Consider the following 16,715-nt stretch of genomic DNA (forward strand, 5'->3'; position numbering starts at 1 on the left):
TGGTATAAAATGGATCCAGTGGCATTTAACATAGGTCCTATTACCGTGTATTGGTATGGGATAATAATAGGAGTAGGAGCTTTAACAGCATTATTTTTAATAAAAACTCTAGGTAAAAAAGAAGGGGTTGACCCTGAGATTTTCGATGAATTTTTACTTATTGCTTTGCCTATCGGTATTATCGGTGCGAGATTATACTATGTGCTTTTTAATCTTGATGCATATAGAGGTGATTGGGCAAGAATATTTTCTATATGGGAAGGTGGATTGGCTATACATGGTGGTGTGTTAGCTGGTACTGTAGTTGCTTATTTTTTTGCAAAAGTAAAAAAAATAGATTTTTGGCAGTTAGGGGATTTGGTTGCACCTGGACTAATATTAGCACAAGGTATTGGTAGATGGGGAAATTATGTTAATCAAGAGGCTTATGGTTATGAGACTGATTTACCATGGGCTATGTATATTGATGGGGCGTATAGACACCCAACTTTTCTTTATGAATTTATTTGGAACTTGATTGTATTTGGTATACTCCTAGTTTTAAGAAAGAAAAAACTAGCTAGGGGTTCAATATTTGCTTTTTATTTAATTGGATATTCAGTTGGAAGGTTTTTTATAGAAGGATTTCGGACCGACAGTTTAATGATAGGATCTATCCGTACAGCCCAGCTAATTAGCGTAATACTTATATTAGTGGGTTTAGGATTATATTATTACTTAAATAAATATAAAGCTAAATCTTAAATTTAAAGTCCAGTGTCTCTATAGAATTGATGAGGCGTTGGGCTTTTTGATACAGAACCAGTTGAATATTGACAATAGAAGGTATAAACTATAAAATTATAACATATACCTATACGGTTAGGGGGTAATAATGTGGGCTGTGAAAAACAAAAGTTGTTAGATCGGTTAAAGAGGATAGAAGGTCAAGTTCGTGGAATCCAAAAAATGGTTGATGATGAAAGGTATTGTGTAGATGTCCTTACGCAACTAGCTGCTGTTAGAGCAGGTGTAAATAAGGTAGGTTTAATGGTTTTAGAGGGACACACAAAAGGGTGTGTGGCTCAAGCTTTTGAGAATGATAATGAGGAAAAGGCTATTGAAGAGCTTTTAGAAGTTATGGGCAAATTTTTAAAATAAGGAGTGATTATAAATGGTTAAAGTTATTTTTAGTGTATCCGGAATGTCATGTGAACACTGTAAAAATGCAGTTGAAAAAGCATTAAATAAACTAGAAGGAGTACAAACTGTTCAAGTTGACTTACAGCTAGGTGAGGTAGCTATAAGTTATGATGAAAATATAGTGACAAGAGAAAAATTAATTAATACTATAACAGAAACTGGATATAGTGTGATATAAAAAAGGACCTTGTTGAGGTCCTTTTTTTAATGGAGTGCTAAAGGTAAATATATAGATCTAGGATAAATTGGCCAAGGTTAATTTTCACTCAATATCTTACTAAAGCCTAACAAGAAATCAGAATATACGATTAGGTTAATGAATTTCCTATATCCATAGATTTTCCTCCTACTTTTTTTAAGAAATAAACACTGTCAAGGGTTGTAAAATTATCTCTTGCATCAAAATATCTGAGATTTTCAAGTTTTAGAAATAAAAAGATACGATGTTAAGCATCTTTTAAATGGCTTATTTGGTTCTAGTTTTAAAATATAGCCAATAAATATTAGGTAAATATTTATTGGGGGTGAAGGAATGAAAGGACAATATTTTGCAGTTATTAATCTTAAGGGTAACAGTAGGCTACTTTACGGTCTTGGAATTTTAGCTTTGCTAGTATTTTTAATGTTTTTAATTGTGTCATTTACCAATGTTTTAATTTCAGATTCCCGTGATTTTGAGCAGCTACCATACAAAGAAGTATTAAAAGAGCAATGGTATGGAGAATATAGTAGCGATAGCAAATATCCAAGGTTCTTTATTGCTGGAGGACATAATTATGATCAAAATATTTTAGCTCAACATGGAATAGACAATTTAGAGCTCGCAAGTGTTAATCATTTTAATGATATAGGTGTTTATGTAGTTGGTGCAGGTATAAGCAGAATTGATTATTTTGCTGAAGAAAGGGAGGTTTTTATTGAGGTCAAAAACGATGAACCAAATTATCAATTAGTCACTTTGGATAAATTTTTGTTAGGAGAAGGACCTATAACTTATATTTTCGTAGATAAATCTAAAGGTGATATATTAAATAGTGAAGAGGACTACATATATTCTACTCCGGTACAGTTTACTCTTCTAGAAGAGGGAAAAGACGATATAAAAGTAGATGGTTTAGAAAAATTTGTGGTTGCGGATTCTAACACTGTACCGATTTTAGCTGAGAATGATATGTATTCAAATGATTTGCACTCAGATGATCAGTTGTGTATGTACGTTTTTGGGGGAGAAGTTGTGACTATACAACAAAGGGAAAATTTAACAAGAGTTTATTTCAATGAATCAGAAGGGTATCAGATTTTTTCGGTAAAAAAAGAATATTTTCAAGAAGGTGAAAATGTAATTAAATTTATAAGGGAATCTGATTTAAGAGAATTTGATCAACATTCTTTAATACTGGAATAAAATAGCACACATTTGGATAAAATATAATAAATTATAATATATAAAAAGTTCTGAAAAAAGAAGGGATTTTAGTTTGTGGTTTAGAATGTACTAATAAAGGTGTTTAATATAAAAATGGGAGGCGATATACTTTGTCAAAAGTGGAGGTTATGGAGTTTTTGTGTTTAAGCTGTGGGTTACAAGGTATGGTGCAGCATAATAACGGCTTCAACTGCCCCAAATGTGGTGAAAGTGTAATTAGTTCCACATCAAATGATGAAACCTCCGAAGTATTTAACTAATATTGTCTTACCTTTCTAGTCCTAATGGACTAGATTTTTTTTTGTAAAAATACCTTTCAAAAAAAGGGTTTTAGACTGTGTGGGTAGAAGATACATAAAAGTGGTTTGATGTGGGTAAAAGTGGAGTGAAAGTGGTGATGATGTGTTCCTAGGCGAATTTTTTCATAACTTAGATGGAAAAGGAAGGGTTATAATTCCAGCCAAGTTTCGAGAAGGACTTGGTAGTGGGTTTATTATGACTCGAGGACTAGACAACTGTCTTTTTGTATATCCTAAAAAAGAATGGGCCCACATGGAAGAAAAGCTTAAATCACTCCCTTTTACCCAAGGAGATGCACGGGCGTTTGTAAGATTTCTTTTTTCGGGAGCTACTGAGTGTGAAATAGATAAACAAGGTAGGGTTCTTGTACCACAAACCCTAAGAAAATATGCACAGATAGAAAAAGAAGCTGTTATTATAGGTGTTTCGAACAGAGTTGAAGTTTGGAGTAAAGAAAAATGGGATGAATATAGTGAAAAAGCAGAACAATCCTTTGATCAAATTGCTGAAGAGATTGTTAAGTTTGATATTTAGGAGGAGTAACTAGTGAGTTTTGAGCATGAAACAGTTTTGCGAGATGAACTTGTAGAAAATTTAAAGATAAAAAAAGATGGAGTGTATGTAGACTGTACTTTAGGTGGTGGAGGTCATACTTACGAAATTCTAAAATGTCTTGATTCTAATGGTGTAGTTATCGGCATTGATCAAGACCAAAAAGCGATAGAATATAATTTAGCACAATTCAAAGAGTTTAAAAATAAATTTCTTCCAGTAAAAAGTAATTTTGAGTTTGTCAAAGACAAAATACAGGAATTAGGTATAGATAAGGTAGATGGCATATGTTATGACCTTGGAGTATCTTCACCTCAGCTAGACGATGGGGAAAGAGGGTTTAGTTACAATTATGACGCACCTTTAGACATGCGAATGGACAAAGCGAATTCTTTCAATGCTTTAGATGTTGTGAATAATTACCCGGAAAAAGAGTTGGCTAGCTTGATAAGAGATTATGGAGAAGAAAAATGGGCAAAGCGAATTGCTAACTTTATTATCAAAGAGAGGCCATTAGAAACAACATTTCAGTTGGTCGAAGTAATTAAAAAAGCTATACCTGCTGCTGCTAGAAGAGAGGGGCCACATCCTGCAAAAAGGACTTTTCAAGCTATAAGAATTGAAGTAAATGATGAGTTGGGTGTAATAAAAAGAGGAATAGAAAATGGTCTGAAATGTTTAAAGCCAGGTGGAAGAATGGCTGTGATAACGTTTCATTCGTTAGAAGATAGAATTGTAAAAAAAATATTTAAAAAGAAAGCCCAAGGTTGTATTTGTCCTAAAGACTTGCCTATTTGTGCTTGTCAAAACTCACCTAGTATTAGGATAATAAATAAAAAGCCAATCCTACCAAGTAATGTAGAAATACAAAAAAATCATAGGGCAAGAAGTGCAAAACTTAGGGTAGTGGAACTAATTTAGGTTGTTGTTCTAAAAGTTGAAGGGAGTGAATAAAAATGATGGTAGCTGAAAGAAAAAAGCAAGTACATAACTGGGGAAATGAATATCAAAACAATTCGACTTATACCCAAAAAGGTCGGGGGCCGATTCATCCATTTTTTAAGAATGCATTACTAATAATGATAATGGTTGGAATATCTGTTGGCGTCGTTTATAGGCATGCCAATCTTGTAGCAATGTCTAGAGAGGTTAACAGTTTAGCAGTTCAAAAAAACCAATTAGCTGATGAAAAAAATAGTTTACAAGTTGAGGTTGCTAAAGCTAGTTCACTATCTAGGGTAGAAACTGTTGCCACAGAGGAGTTGGGTTTGGTTGAGCCTCGTCCAGAAGAGTATAAAGTTGTTCGTACTTCCCCAGAACAAAGTGACTAAAAGTGAGGATGATGGTACGTGAAAGAACAACTTTCTAATGTGACCATAAGGAAAAGAGTAATGGTCACATTTGCCGTGTTTTTAACTCTATTTAGTTTTCTAATTGCTAGGTTGTTTTGGGTACAGTTTGTCCGTGGAGATTATTATTTAGAAAAAGCTGAGAACCAATGGAATCGACAATTGATTATAAGGCCGCAAAGAGGACAGATTTACGATAGAAATGGAGAGTTATTAGCTGGCAGTGCAACAGCTGAAACAATAGTAGCGATACCTTCAGAAATAGAAAATCCAAAAGAGGTATCTGAAAAATTAGCAGAAATACTAGACATGGAACAAGAGACTGTATATGAGCGTATTACAAAGCATTCGTCTGAGGTTTATGTTCAAAGGCGGGTGAGTGATGAGATTGCACAAGAAGTAAAAAGGTTAAATATGCGTGGTATAAGGACTACAATGGAAAGTAAAAGGTTTTATCCCAATGGGAAATTGGCTAGCCATGTTCTAGGATTTGCTGGAATTGATGAAGGCCTTGAGGGATTAGAACAGTATTACGAGGATGAACTAGGGGGGAAACCCGGCCACATAGTTTATGAATCTGATGTTAGAGGAAGAGAATTACCAGATGGTGTTCAACGTTACATACCACCAGAAGATGGATTAGACATGGTTACAACCATTGATAAAAATATTCAACATATAGTAGAGGCAGAGATGGCTAAGGCGATGCTAAAATATGAACCAAAGGGGATTTCTGTTATAGCGATAGATCCTAATACTGGAGAGGTATTAGCTTTAGCAAATAAGCCTGATTACAATCCTGAAAATTATGCTGAGTACCCACATGAATCGTGGAGAAATGCTTTGCTTTCTAACAGTTTTGAACCTGGGTCAACATTTAAAATAGTTACCTTAGCTGCAGGACTGGAAGAAGATATAATTACTCCTACATCGGGATTTTCCTGCTCAGGCAGCAAGCTGGTGGGTGGGAGAAGTATAAGGTGCTGGAGATCAAGGGGGCATGGGTCTCAAACTTATACAGAAGTTGCAGAAAACTCATGCAATCCAGGTCTTATGAATCTAGGATTAAAATTAGGAGAAGACAGGCTTTTTCATTATATACATGGCTTAGGTTTTGGACAAAAAACAGGAATTGATCTGCCAGGGGAAGCAACAGGTATTTTGTTTAACCCAGAAACAATGAGTCAGGTGGATCTAGCAGTTAGTTCTTTTGGTCAAGGAAATTCTGTGACTCCTATACAGCAAGTCATGGGTGTTGCTGCCGTTGCAAACGGAGGCAAGTTAATGCAGCCTCACATAGCCAAAGAATTTAAAGATGTCAATGGAAATGTTGTTCGCTCCGTTGAACCTACTGCAGTAAGAACAGCATTCTCTGAAGAAACAGCCCACGAAATGAGAGGTATATTGGCTAGTGTCGTTGAAAACGGTAGTGGTAGGTTTGCTGCAATAGAAGGATATAACATTGCAGGTAAAACAGGAACAGCTCAAAAAATTGCAGAAGATGGTGGATATAGAGATGATGCTATAATAGGTTCTTTTGTGGGGTTTGCACCAGTGGAAGACCCGCAAATAGTAATGTATGTAATGGTAGATGAACCAACTCATGGGCCACAATGGGGTTCTCAAATAGCTGCACCATTATTTAAAGATATTATGGAAGGTGTATTGGAGTACATGGAAATCCCCCCTAACTTAGAAGAAGGACAACAAGAACCGCCTGAAATGGCTGTAGTTCCTGACTTAATAAATCTGACTTTAGAGGAAGCGCGAGGAACTTTGGAGCAAGTAGGATTTAATTTGAAACATCAAGGAGAGGGTGAGTACATTATAGACCAAACTCCTAAAGCTGGCGTTGAAATTCCAATAGACAGCACTTTAGTAGTACAGACTGGGGATGAGCAATCAAAAAGGGATAGCATCGTTTCTATGCCTAACCTAATAGGTAAGTCGTTGTCTGAGGTAGAAGTAATACTAGAAATGCTTAGATTAGATATTGACGCAAAAGGAGATGGAGTGGTAATTGAGCAACGTCCTCTTCCGGGGGAAGATATAGAAGTAAACTCTACTGTGTCAGTAAACTTAGAATCACCTTAATATGTGGTATATTAAGACAGGTAAATCCTGTCTTTTTGTTCAACTTTTTTCAGCTTAACTAAATTCAAGCATTATAAGAGTAATCAATAGTTAGTAAGTCGTAAGTCCCTACTGTTTAGAATGCTTAGTAACTGGCTGTAATAGAAGCTTCACTTTAACGTTATAAACTGGAATAAAAATGCCACATAAGAGCATATTATATATTTTAAAATGTATAATATGGGGTGATGAGATGAAACTAAAAGAATTAATTTCTGACTTGCATTGTAAGGTGAAAGGTGAAGTTGAGTTAGATGTTTCTGGTATTACGAAAGATTCTAGAGAAATAAGAAAAGGGTGGATTTATGTAGCTATTGAGGGTTATGATGTAGATGGTCATCAATTTATATCTGATGCTATTAAAAGAGGGGCTATAGCGGTAGTTGTTAAATGGAACTATTTAGATAAGAGTCTTCCAATAACTACCCTCTATGTTAAGGATGGAAGAAAAGCACTAGCTAAGCTGGCTATGAAATTCTACCGATTTCCTACAGATAATTTGAGGGTGATTGGAGTTACCGGCACAAATGGTAAAACTACAGTGAGTTATTTAATTAATGAAGTGTTGGCCCAAAAAGGGTATGCCTTAGGATTTTTCGGTACAAATGGTTATAAAATTTTAGATGATACTAGACAATGTAATACCACAACCCCTGAATCTTACCAAATTCAGAGGATGGCATCAGAGGTTTTGGAGGGAGGAGGAAGTCATTTAATAATGGAAGTTTCTTCTCACTCTATAGTTACAAAAAGAATATATGGTACCAATTTTGATATAGCAGTATTTACAAATTTTAGTCAAGATCATTTAGACTTTCATAAGAATTTAGAAGAATATAAGCAAGTAAAAGGTAGATTTTTGACTTCGTTAGGAACAGGTTTTACGAAAAACAAAAAATTTAAAGTGGCAGTAATTAATGGGGATGACCCATACTCAAACTTTTTTCAAAGTGTAACCATATCTGATATAATAACTTATGGAATATATGATCAAAGTTGTGATGTAGTAGCAAATGACATTATGGCAACTGATAGAGGAAGTATCTTTAGTTTAAAAACATGGAAAGGCAGTACGAAAATTTTCACTCCGTTAATAGGAGAATTTAACATTTATAATTGTTTAGCAGCTATATCAGTATCATTACTTGAAGGTATTACCTTAGATGAAATAGCACAGTATTTTGAGCAGATAAAAAGCATAAACGGAAGGTTTGAACCAGTTTATAATGAACTTGGTTTAACAATTATTGTAGACTATGCTCATACACCTGATGGTTTAGATAACGTACTAAAAACAGCAAATCAGATTACAAAAGGGAAAATAACTACTGTTTTTGGCTGTGGGGGGGAAAGGGATAAAGAGAAAAGATCACAGATGGCAAAAGTTGCTGAAAAATATAGTGATTCTGTAATCTTAACTGATGACAATCCGAGGAAAGAACCTCCTGAAGATATTATCAGAGATATAATTAACGGATTTAGCAGTAAAGATAATGTTGAGATAATATCTGATAGGAAAGAAGCAATTAAAAGTGCAATTTATAATGCTAAGTCTAATGATACTGTGTTGATACTTGGTAAGGGTCATGAAAATTATCAAATTTTATCTGATAAAACAGTGGACTTTAATGATAAAAAAGTTGTTGAAGATATTTTAAGGAGTATGAAGAAAAATGAAAATTACAGTAGAAGAATTGTTAAATCTTAGTGGTGGAGTCTTATTGACAGAAAATTGCAACAGAAAAATAAAGTCAGTAATAATTGACAGCCGAATACCATCCAGTAATAGTTTATTTGTGCCTCTAAAAGGAGAAAACCATGATGGGCATGATTTTATCGAAAGTGCTGTAAAAAATGGCAGTAAATGTGTTTTTGTCGAAAATGAAAAATATATAGATAAAAATTTAGATTGTGAATTTATTTTACAAAAAGACAATCTCAAAGCACTACAACAGTTAGCTACCAACTATAGAAAATGCTTAAACATTGAAGTTATAGCTATAACTGGTAGTAATGGGAAAACGACAACAAAGGATTTAATTTATTCTATATTTGCTAAAAAATACAACACATTTAAAACACAAGGCAACTTTAATAATGAAATAGGTCTTCCAATTATGCTTACGAGATTGGAGTCAAGTCATGAAGTTGCTGTCTTGGAGTTGGGTATGAGCAATTTTGGGGAAATCGATTTTTTGGCTAATATATCAAAGCCAGATGTTGGGATTATAACTAATATTGGAGAATCTCATATTGAATTTTTAAAAACAAGAGAAGGAATTGCTAAGGCCAAAGGAGAGTTGCTATATAATGTAGACGTTGAGGGGAAAGCCATATTAAATGGAGATGACCCCTACTTGCAAAAGATGAAAAATATTCACTCTAACTCTTGGTTATATGGATTTGGAAAGCATAATCACCTGTATGCATATGATTTAAAACAAACAAATGAAGGAGTAGAATTTACTGTAAATGGATTAGGGAAGAATTTCTCGGTTTGGTTACCAATGCTTGGTAAACACAATGTATCTAATGCTTTAGCAGCTATTTTATGTGCCCTTTTACATGGTCTTACAGAACATGAAATTAAGTTAGGACTTAACAGACTTGATATGACAGGTATGCGCACAGAGATTATTCAAAGTAAAAATAAAAAGGTTAAAATTATCAGTGACTGCTATAATTCTTCTTTAACCTCCACAATAGCAGCTATAAATGTATTAAATGATTTTAAACACTCAGGACGGAAAATTGCCGTAGTTGGTGATATGCTAGAGTTAGGAGATATCTCAAAGAAAGCTCACATTGAAGCGGGGGAAAAGGTTGGGGAAAGTAAAGTAGATATGTTAATAGCTATAGGTCGGTACGCAGAAGATTTAGCCCAAGGATTTAATAATAAAAGGGGAGAAAAGACTTTAGTCTTTAATGAAACTGATTATCTATTAACTAAAATAAAAAAATATTTAAGAGAAGGTGACTTAATCCTTGTAAAAGGGTCTAGAGGTCTAAAGCTAGAAAGGGTAGTCAACTTTTTACGAGAGGAGTTTTAGTAGTATGAGTGAAAATTTTCTAATCTATGTTGCAATAACAAGTTTCTTCTCAGGTATTATTATTACACCAGCTATCTTACCACTTCTTAGACGATTAAAAGTTGGTCAAAATATTAGAGAAGAGGGACCGGAATCCCATTTAAAGAAATCAGGAACCCCTACCATGGGTGGAGTAGTATTTATTTTAGCTGCATCACTGACAACTATTTTATTTGCACCTAAAGATCCATTAGTTTTGATGGCGATGTTTGCAACGGTAAGCTATGGTCTTATAGGTTTTGTTGATGATTACATTAAAGTGGTCTTACGACGCTCTCTTGGACTAAAAGCTAGGGAAAAACTGATTTTTCAAACTTTAGTTGCTCTTATAATGTATGTAACAATTGTTTATTTAGGTTTAAGTACTGAAGTGCTGATACCATTTTTCGGGAATGTAGAGCTTGGATATCTATACTTTCCCTTTATACTAGTGATATTTTTAGGAGCCAGCAATGCCACTAACATGACCGATGGTTTAGATGGATTGCTAGCTGGAACATTTAGTTTTAGTATATTGGGGATGATTTATATAACATTTAGTCAAGACGAGATTGGTTTAGGTATATTTGCATTAAGTCTTTTGGGTGGGACATTAGCATTTTTGGTTTATAACGCTCACCCTGCAAAATTATTTATGGGAGATACAGGTTCGCTAGCACTTGGGGGTGGACTAGCATCTCTTGCAATTTTAACTAAAACTGAACTGCTTTTAATTCCATTAGGAGCTGTTTTTGTAGTAGAGACTTTATCTATAATTATTCAAGTAACTTCGTTTAAATTGACAGGTAAAAGGGTGTTTTTGATGAGCCCAATACATCATCACTTTGAATTAAAAGGCTGGTCTGAATGGAAAATTGTGCTTGTCTTTTGGTTTGTACAATTATTATTTACATTACTTGCTATAGTGTTATGGAACTTGTATTACTAAAGAGGTGAAAGAGTTGGAAATTAAAAACAAAAGAATTTTAGTTTTAGGCGCAGGTAGAACAGGAGTGGGTATAGCAAAAGTTTTAAAGCTTGAAGGTGCAGAGGTTATTGTGAATGATGGGGCAAGCGCCGAATCACTAAAAAATGATCTAGAGAAACTAAGTCAGTTGGATATTGAGGCTGTGGTTGGTGGTCATCCTAAAAGTCTTTTGGATCCCAAGCCGGATTTTATAGTTAAAAATCCTGGAATTCCAATGGATATTCCCTTTTTGGAAAGTGCAAGCTCAAAAAATATCCAGGTAGTTTCGGACGTTGAATTAATAGCTAGTTTTACTGATGCTCCAATTATAGCTGTAACCGGTACTAATGGTAAAACAACAGTAACTTCTTTAATAGGTCATATATTAACGGGAGCGCAAAGACGGGTTTCTATAGGAGGCAATATTGGGTATTCTATTGCGGATGCCGTTTATGAAAGCGATTCTGAGTTTGTAGTTTGTGAAGTTAGTTCATTTCAACTAGAATCAACTCAAAGGTTTACACCAAAAATTGCAGTTGTTACAAACATTTCGCCTGACCATCTAGATAGACATAAAAATATGAACAATTATATAGAATCAAAGCTGAACGTATGCATTAATCAAAATGAAAGTGATTTTGTAGTTTTAAACAAGCAAGACTTATATGCAAAAAGGTTTGCTGATGCTACTAGAGGTAATGTTTACTGGTTTAGTCGCTTTGATGAAGTTAGAGATGGTGCTTATCTGCAAGATGGGAAAATATATTTTGCAGAAGGTGGCAAAAGTAAAGTTGTTATGAATCTAGATAGCGTGCAGCTAAAAGGAGAACATAACTTTGATAATGTTTTAGCAGCGCTTGTTGCATCAAGGTTAGCTGGGGTGAGCTTTCAGCAAATCTCCGAAACAATAGCTAGCTTTAAAGGGGTTGAACATAGGTTAGAGTATGTAACGGAAATTGATGGGGTGCAATTTTATAATGACTCTAAAGCTACTAACTCAAATAGCACTATACAGGCTATAAACGCATTTGAGAGGCCGCTAATTTTGCTGCTAGGTGGATACGATAAGGGTGAGGAATTTGATGAGTTAGCAACTGCTTTGCATGGTGGGGTAAGGGAGATTATTACTTTTGGGCAATGTAAAGATAAAATAAAGGAGACTCTTTCTAAAAAAAATAAAAATATTACTTCAATTAGTAATATAGAAGAGGCAATTAAAATAGCAATAATAAAGGCACAAGAGGGAGATGTTGTGTTATTTTCTCCAGCATGTGCTAGTTGGGACACTTTTGAAAATTTTGAGCAAAGGGGTAAAAAGTTTAAAGAATTAGTTTTATCAGCTCAGTAGGGGTGTGGTAAATGAAGAGAAAGCAATCTCCTGATATTTTATTATTGATAGTTACAATGGCTCTCCTTGGCTTCGGCCTTGTTATGGTTTATAGTGCTAGCGCTATAATGGCGATGGCTAGGTATGGTGATAGCTTTTATTTTTTGAAACGGCAAACGATATATGCACTGTTAGGTTTAGGTGCAATGTATATTTGCATTAACTTAAATTATTGGAAATGGAAAAAATTTATCAAACTTTTTTTCGTGCTAAATTTTGTGTTTTTAGTAGCGGTTATAATTCCTGGTGTAGGAGTGACGATCAACGATGCTACCAGATGGATCAATTTAGGGTTTATGAGGTTTCAACCATCTGATTTTACAAAGTTTGCTTTAATTTTATTTACAGCTAATTATTTAGCAGCACAAAAAGAAAGAATTTTAGATTTTTTTTATGGCATAGTGCCGTTGTTGGTAATCCTAGGTATTTCCTTCGGTCTGATTATGTTACAGCCAGACCTTGGTACTGCTATTTCGTTGGCAGGAACTATAGGCATTATGTTATTCGCTGCTGGGGCAAAGTATAGACATTTATTATATATAGCGGTACCTGGTACTGCCCTAATGACATGGTTTGCTACTTCTGAGGAATATCGCCTGAGACGATTAACTACCTTTAGAGATCCATGGTCTGATGTAAGTGGGGCGGGTTGGCAAATTATTCAATCCCTTTATGGTATAGCTGGTGGTGGGTTGGTAGGTGTGGGGTTAGGAGCTAGCCGTCAGAAAAGTGGGTACCTTCCAGAAGCACAGACAGATTTTATTTATGCTATTATAGTTGAAGAGCTAGGGTTTATTGGAGGTGCTTTAGTAATTATTTTATTTGGTATTTTGGTTTGGAGAGGGTTAAGAACTGCAATTAAAGCTCCTGATAGTTTTGGTTGTTATTTAGCTATGGGAATGACTGTAATGATAGCCTTGCAAGTTATTATTAATATTGGAGTTGTTACATCAAGCATGCCTACTACAGGAATTACTTTGCCACTTATTAGTTTTGGAGGAACGTCTTTAATCGTAACTTTAGCTAGTATTGGCATAGTGTTGAATGTCTCGAGATATTCGTACTGACAGATGTTGATTTTTTTTTCACCTTATTGGGCCTATGACATAGAATATAAATGTAAGGCGGCAATAATTTTGCCATTTGACTTTTCAAAGGGGAGGCTTATAAGGTGGAAAAAATTGTTATAAAAGGTAAAAAACCGTTGATAGGAGAAGTTTCTATACCAGGGGCAAAAAATTCAGCTTTGCCTATTTTAGCTGCATCTATTCTAGCGGAAAAAGAATGTATCATTTCAAATGTTCCATATTTAAAAGATGTATCTATGATGATAAAAATATTAGAGAGCTTAGGGATTAACTATAAAAGGGAAGCTGATAATGTATACCTAGACTGTACAAAGTTGAACAACTGGGACGTCCCTGGGGAATTGGTAAGGACAATGAGATCTTCAATATTTCTAATGGGGCCCTTATTGGCTAAATTTAAAAAAGTGAGAATTGCCTATCCTGGAGGCTGTGCTATAGGAACTAGGGCGATAGATTTACATTTAAAAGGGCTGACTAGTTTGGGCGCAGATATTAATGAAAGGTTCGGGTATATTGAAGTAAAAGCCGATAAACTTAATGGGAATGAAATTTATCTTGACTACCCATCAGTAGGAGCTACAGAAAATATAATGATGGCTTCTACAAGAGCAGAAGGAACTACTATAATTAAAAACCCTGCTCGCGAACCAGAGATTATTGACTTACAAAATTTTCTTAACAAGTTAGGAGCAAATGTCAAAGGGGCAGGAACAGAAGAAATTAAGATAATTGGGTCTAAAGATGTCTTTACTAATCAGTGTCAACACTTTATAATCCCTGATAGAATCGTTGCAGGAACAGTAATGGTCGGGGCTGCAATGACGGGAGGAAATGTAAAAATCTACAATGTGATACCTTCCCATTTAGAATCCATAATAATAAAGCTTAAGGAAATGGGAGCAAAAATTACTAAAGATGTTAATAGTATACATGTGGAAGGTAAATTGCCTCTTAAAGCAGTAGAATTGATACGTACTGCTCCATACCCGGGGTTCCCAACTGATATGCAACCGCAGATGATGATAGCTCTGGCTATGGCTCAAGGTACGAGTTTGATAAGCGAAAATGTTTTTGATGGAAGATTTAAGCATGTAGGGGAATACAGACGTATGGGTGCTCAAATCAATACAGACAATAGAACAGCAGTAGTAAAAGGAGTGGATACTTTAAGAGGCGCATTAGTTGAAAGCTCTGATTTGAGAGCGGGAGCTGCCCTTGTTTTAGGAGGTTTAGCTGCTGAAAATACTACTATAATAACTAATATTCATCATATCGACAGGGGATATGAACAAATTGAAGCACTTTTTAGCAGTTTAGGAGGAGAAATTAAAAGAGTTATGAGCTAATCTTAGGGGGGAGAAAATGCTAAACAAGAAAACTAACAAGCGAAATGTTGTTGAATTAACCCATAAACATAGTTTTAGAAAGTTAGAATTGGAAAAAAAGAAAGCAAGACGTCTAAAAATTTTTAAGAGTTCGGTTTCAATAATAGCAATTATATTATTAATTTCATTAAGTATTTATGCATTTTTAAACTCCCCACTGGCCCTTATTACTGACATAGAAGTGCAGGGGAATTTCTTGTTGGATAAACAGGAAATTCTCGACACACTACCTAAAGTAGGACAAGCCAATTTTTATGCTAAAAGAAATGGATATTATGAAGAAATATTAAATGATGAAGTATTTATAAAAGAATTTACTGTTGATAGAAATATTTTCCACAGAACGGTTATAATAGATATTACAGAAAGAACCCCTTTATTTAAAACCGTTTATAATGATGAGGTGCACTTAGTATGTATTGAAGGTGTAATACTGCCAAATATTAAAGAACATCCTGTTCCTTATATAACTGGGATAGAAAACAGCGAACAGATTCCAGGCTTGGTAGAGGCTTTGTCAGAACTTGATGAAGAATTTGTTGAGACAATTTCAGAAATTAACATAACTAAGCCGAACAAAGTTCAGATGCAAACAGTGGATAATTTTACTATAACTGTAGGTACATTAGACAGATTAACTAATAAACGAGCTTTAGAAGCTTCTCAATTAATGGATTTAAAAAAGAATAAAGGTAAGGAAGGGGTTATAGATATAAGGGGAAGGGAAGTGACATATTCCCCATCAGGAGGAGAATAACTTGAAAATTAAAGGTACATCTACAGTTATGTTGACATCAATTTGTGTGGTGTTAGGCTTTATGATAGCAGTTAACTTAAGAACTCAAAAAGATGTTAACTTTGCCTATGGTATGCGTGAAATGGAGATGCGTTCTAAGTTTTTTGAGCTTATAGATAATAAAGAGACTTTAAAAAAAGAGAATAAACTTCTCTCTCAGCAAATTAGATTGTATGAGCAAAAAGCAGCCAAAGGCGAAGACAGTGTTGACATTTTGGTAGATGAACTAAATAAGGCAAGGGTGTTGGCAGGATTAACTGATGTAAAAGGTCCTGGTGTAAAAGTGGAGATTAACGACAATAAAAAAGGTTATAATTATCAAGGGGATCCAAATTCAAATATTGTCCATGACGAGGATTTATTAATGACTGTTAACACTCTGTTGGCGGCAGGTGCTGAAGCAGTAGCTGTTAATGGTCAACGAATTACATCCTTTTCAGAAATAAGCTGTGCAGGACCAGTTATCTTAGTTAATCAAACTCGCTTAGCACCACCTTATGTTATAACTGCTATAGGAGATTCCAGTTCTCTTAAGACTTCTTTGCTTATGCCAGGAGGGATAGCAGATAACCTGGCCTTTTGGGGTATAGATGTCAAAGTAAACACCAAAGAAGAAGTGAGTGTTCCTGCTTTTAAGGGAAATATTGAAATAGAACATGCTGAGTACTCAACTGAGGAGGAAGAATGATGTTTCCAATATTAGGACTTTTCTTTGGGTTTTTAGTAGGTTGGGTTTCTAGTATAACTATACCTGTAGAATATGCCCATTATCTTTCTATTGCACTTTTAGCGGGACTAGATTCGATATTTGGTGGAGTTCGCTCACATTTAGTTGGGGATTTTGATATGCAGGTTTTTTTTACGGGTTTTTTTGGGAACATCCTTCTAGCATCAGCTATAACTGTGATGGGGCAATGGTTGGGAGTGGAATTATATTTAGCAGTAGTTATTGTATTTATGTTCAGGTTGTTTAAGAATCTAGCTATTATAAGACGAATTACATTAAAAAATTACATTAAGTCAAAAAAAAACTATTAAATTAAAAGGGAAATATGTATTATGTGTTGAATTAATTATGTGTG

The 16,715-nt window shown here is 34.7% G+C and carries 18 protein-coding genes; all 18 read left to right on the top strand.

Translation table 11 applies throughout. The annotated features are described in order from the left end of the window. Window positions 1-9 precede the first annotated feature (9 nt). The 18 genes from lgt (at window position 10) to PRVXT_RS06495 (ending at window position 16,671) form a co-directional block, all read left to right on the top strand. A complete protein-coding gene (gene lgt, locus PRVXT_RS06410) occupies window positions 10-744 on the top strand; it encodes a prolipoprotein diacylglyceryl transferase (RefSeq protein ID WP_350344832.1) in 735 nt (244 codons plus the stop codon). A 132-nt stretch (window positions 745-876) separates the two neighbouring features. Then, window positions 877-1,140, top strand: a complete 264-nt coding sequence (locus PRVXT_RS06415; protein WP_350344833.1) for a metal-sensitive transcriptional regulator — start codon at window positions 877-879, stop codon at window positions 1,138-1,140. A 13-nt stretch (window positions 1,141-1,153) separates the two neighbouring features. Beyond that, entirely contained in the window at window positions 1,154-1,360 is a 207-nt protein-coding gene (locus PRVXT_RS06420; RefSeq protein ID WP_350344834.1) for a copper ion binding protein, read from the top strand. Window positions 1,361-1,714: 354 nt separating this feature from the next. Continuing rightward, entirely contained in the window at window positions 1,715-2,587 is an 873-nt protein-coding gene (locus PRVXT_RS06425; RefSeq protein ID WP_350344835.1) for a hypothetical protein, read from the top strand. Between the two features lie 131 nt (window positions 2,588-2,718). After that, window positions 2,719-2,868, top strand: a complete 150-nt coding sequence (locus tag PRVXT_RS06430) for a hypothetical protein (protein ID WP_350344836.1) — start codon at window positions 2,719-2,721, stop codon at window positions 2,866-2,868. Window positions 2,869-3,010: 142 nt separating this feature from the next. Next, on the top strand, window positions 3,011-3,442 hold the full coding sequence (gene mraZ / locus PRVXT_RS06435; RefSeq protein WP_350344837.1) for a division/cell wall cluster transcriptional repressor MraZ: 432 nt from the start codon (window positions 3,011-3,013) through the stop codon (window positions 3,440-3,442). Between the two features lie 12 nt (window positions 3,443-3,454). Continuing rightward, a complete protein-coding gene (gene rsmH, locus PRVXT_RS06440; RefSeq protein ID WP_350344838.1) occupies window positions 3,455-4,381 on the top strand; it encodes a 16S rRNA (cytosine(1402)-N(4))-methyltransferase RsmH in 927 nt (308 codons plus the stop codon). Window positions 4,382-4,416: 35 nt separating this feature from the next. Beyond that, window positions 4,417-4,791 carry a cell division protein FtsL gene (locus PRVXT_RS06445; protein ID WP_350344839.1) on the top strand — a complete coding sequence of 125 codons (375 nt, stop codon included), beginning with the start codon at window positions 4,417-4,419 and terminating at the stop codon, window positions 4,789-4,791. An 18-nt stretch (window positions 4,792-4,809) separates the two neighbouring features. After that, a complete protein-coding gene (locus tag PRVXT_RS06450; protein ID WP_350344840.1) occupies window positions 4,810-6,903 on the top strand; it encodes a stage V sporulation protein D in 2,094 nt (697 codons plus the stop codon). Between the two features lie 232 nt (window positions 6,904-7,135). Continuing rightward, window positions 7,136-8,650, top strand: a complete 1,515-nt coding sequence (locus PRVXT_RS06455) for a UDP-N-acetylmuramoyl-L-alanyl-D-glutamate--2,6-diaminopimelate ligase (protein ID WP_350344841.1) — start codon at window positions 7,136-7,138, stop codon at window positions 8,648-8,650. Further along, on the top strand, window positions 8,616-9,992 hold the full coding sequence (locus tag PRVXT_RS06460; RefSeq protein ID WP_350344842.1) for a UDP-N-acetylmuramoyl-tripeptide--D-alanyl-D-alanine ligase: 1,377 nt from the start codon (window positions 8,616-8,618) through the stop codon (window positions 9,990-9,992). Before PRVXT_RS06455 ends, PRVXT_RS06460 begins: the two co-directional genes overlap by 35 nt. A gap of 4 nt (window positions 9,993-9,996) precedes the next feature. Next, on the top strand, window positions 9,997-10,959 hold the full coding sequence (mraY, locus tag PRVXT_RS06465) for a phospho-N-acetylmuramoyl-pentapeptide-transferase (protein ID WP_350344843.1): 963 nt from the start codon (window positions 9,997-9,999) through the stop codon (window positions 10,957-10,959). 13 nt (window positions 10,960-10,972) lie between these two features. Beyond that, window positions 10,973-12,325, top strand: a complete 1,353-nt coding sequence (gene murD, locus PRVXT_RS06470; protein WP_350344844.1) for a UDP-N-acetylmuramoyl-L-alanine--D-glutamate ligase — start codon at window positions 10,973-10,975, stop codon at window positions 12,323-12,325. 11 nt (window positions 12,326-12,336) lie between these two features. Further along, window positions 12,337-13,431: a putative lipid II flippase FtsW gene (gene ftsW, locus PRVXT_RS06475; RefSeq protein ID WP_350344845.1), complete on the top strand. Its 1,095-nt coding sequence runs from the start codon at window positions 12,337-12,339 to the stop codon at window positions 13,429-13,431. A 104-nt stretch (window positions 13,432-13,535) separates the two neighbouring features. Beyond that, on the top strand, window positions 13,536-14,798 hold the full coding sequence (gene murA, locus PRVXT_RS06480) for a UDP-N-acetylglucosamine 1-carboxyvinyltransferase (protein WP_350344846.1): 1,263 nt from the start codon (window positions 13,536-13,538) through the stop codon (window positions 14,796-14,798). Window positions 14,799-14,814: 16 nt separating this feature from the next. Then, window positions 14,815-15,594 carry a cell division protein FtsQ/DivIB gene (locus tag PRVXT_RS06485; protein WP_350344847.1) on the top strand — a complete coding sequence of 260 codons (780 nt, stop codon included), beginning with the start codon at window positions 14,815-14,817 and terminating at the stop codon, window positions 15,592-15,594. Between the two features lies 1 nt (window position 15,595). After that, window positions 15,596-16,321: a DUF881 domain-containing protein gene (locus PRVXT_RS06490; protein ID WP_350344848.1), complete on the top strand. Its 726-nt coding sequence runs from the start codon at window positions 15,596-15,598 to the stop codon at window positions 16,319-16,321. Further along, complete coding sequence (locus tag PRVXT_RS06495; RefSeq protein ID WP_350344849.1) at window positions 16,321-16,671, top strand: small basic family protein; 351 nt, start codon at window positions 16,321-16,323, stop codon at window positions 16,669-16,671. The genes PRVXT_RS06490 and PRVXT_RS06495 overlap by 1 nt, the downstream gene beginning before the upstream one ends. The last annotated feature ends 44 nt before the right edge of the window (window positions 16,672-16,715 follow it).

This window comes from Proteinivorax tanatarense, from assembly GCF_040267685.1.
Lineage (GTDB): Bacteria > Bacillota > Proteinivoracia > Proteinivoracales > Proteinivoracaceae > Proteinivorax > Proteinivorax tanatarense.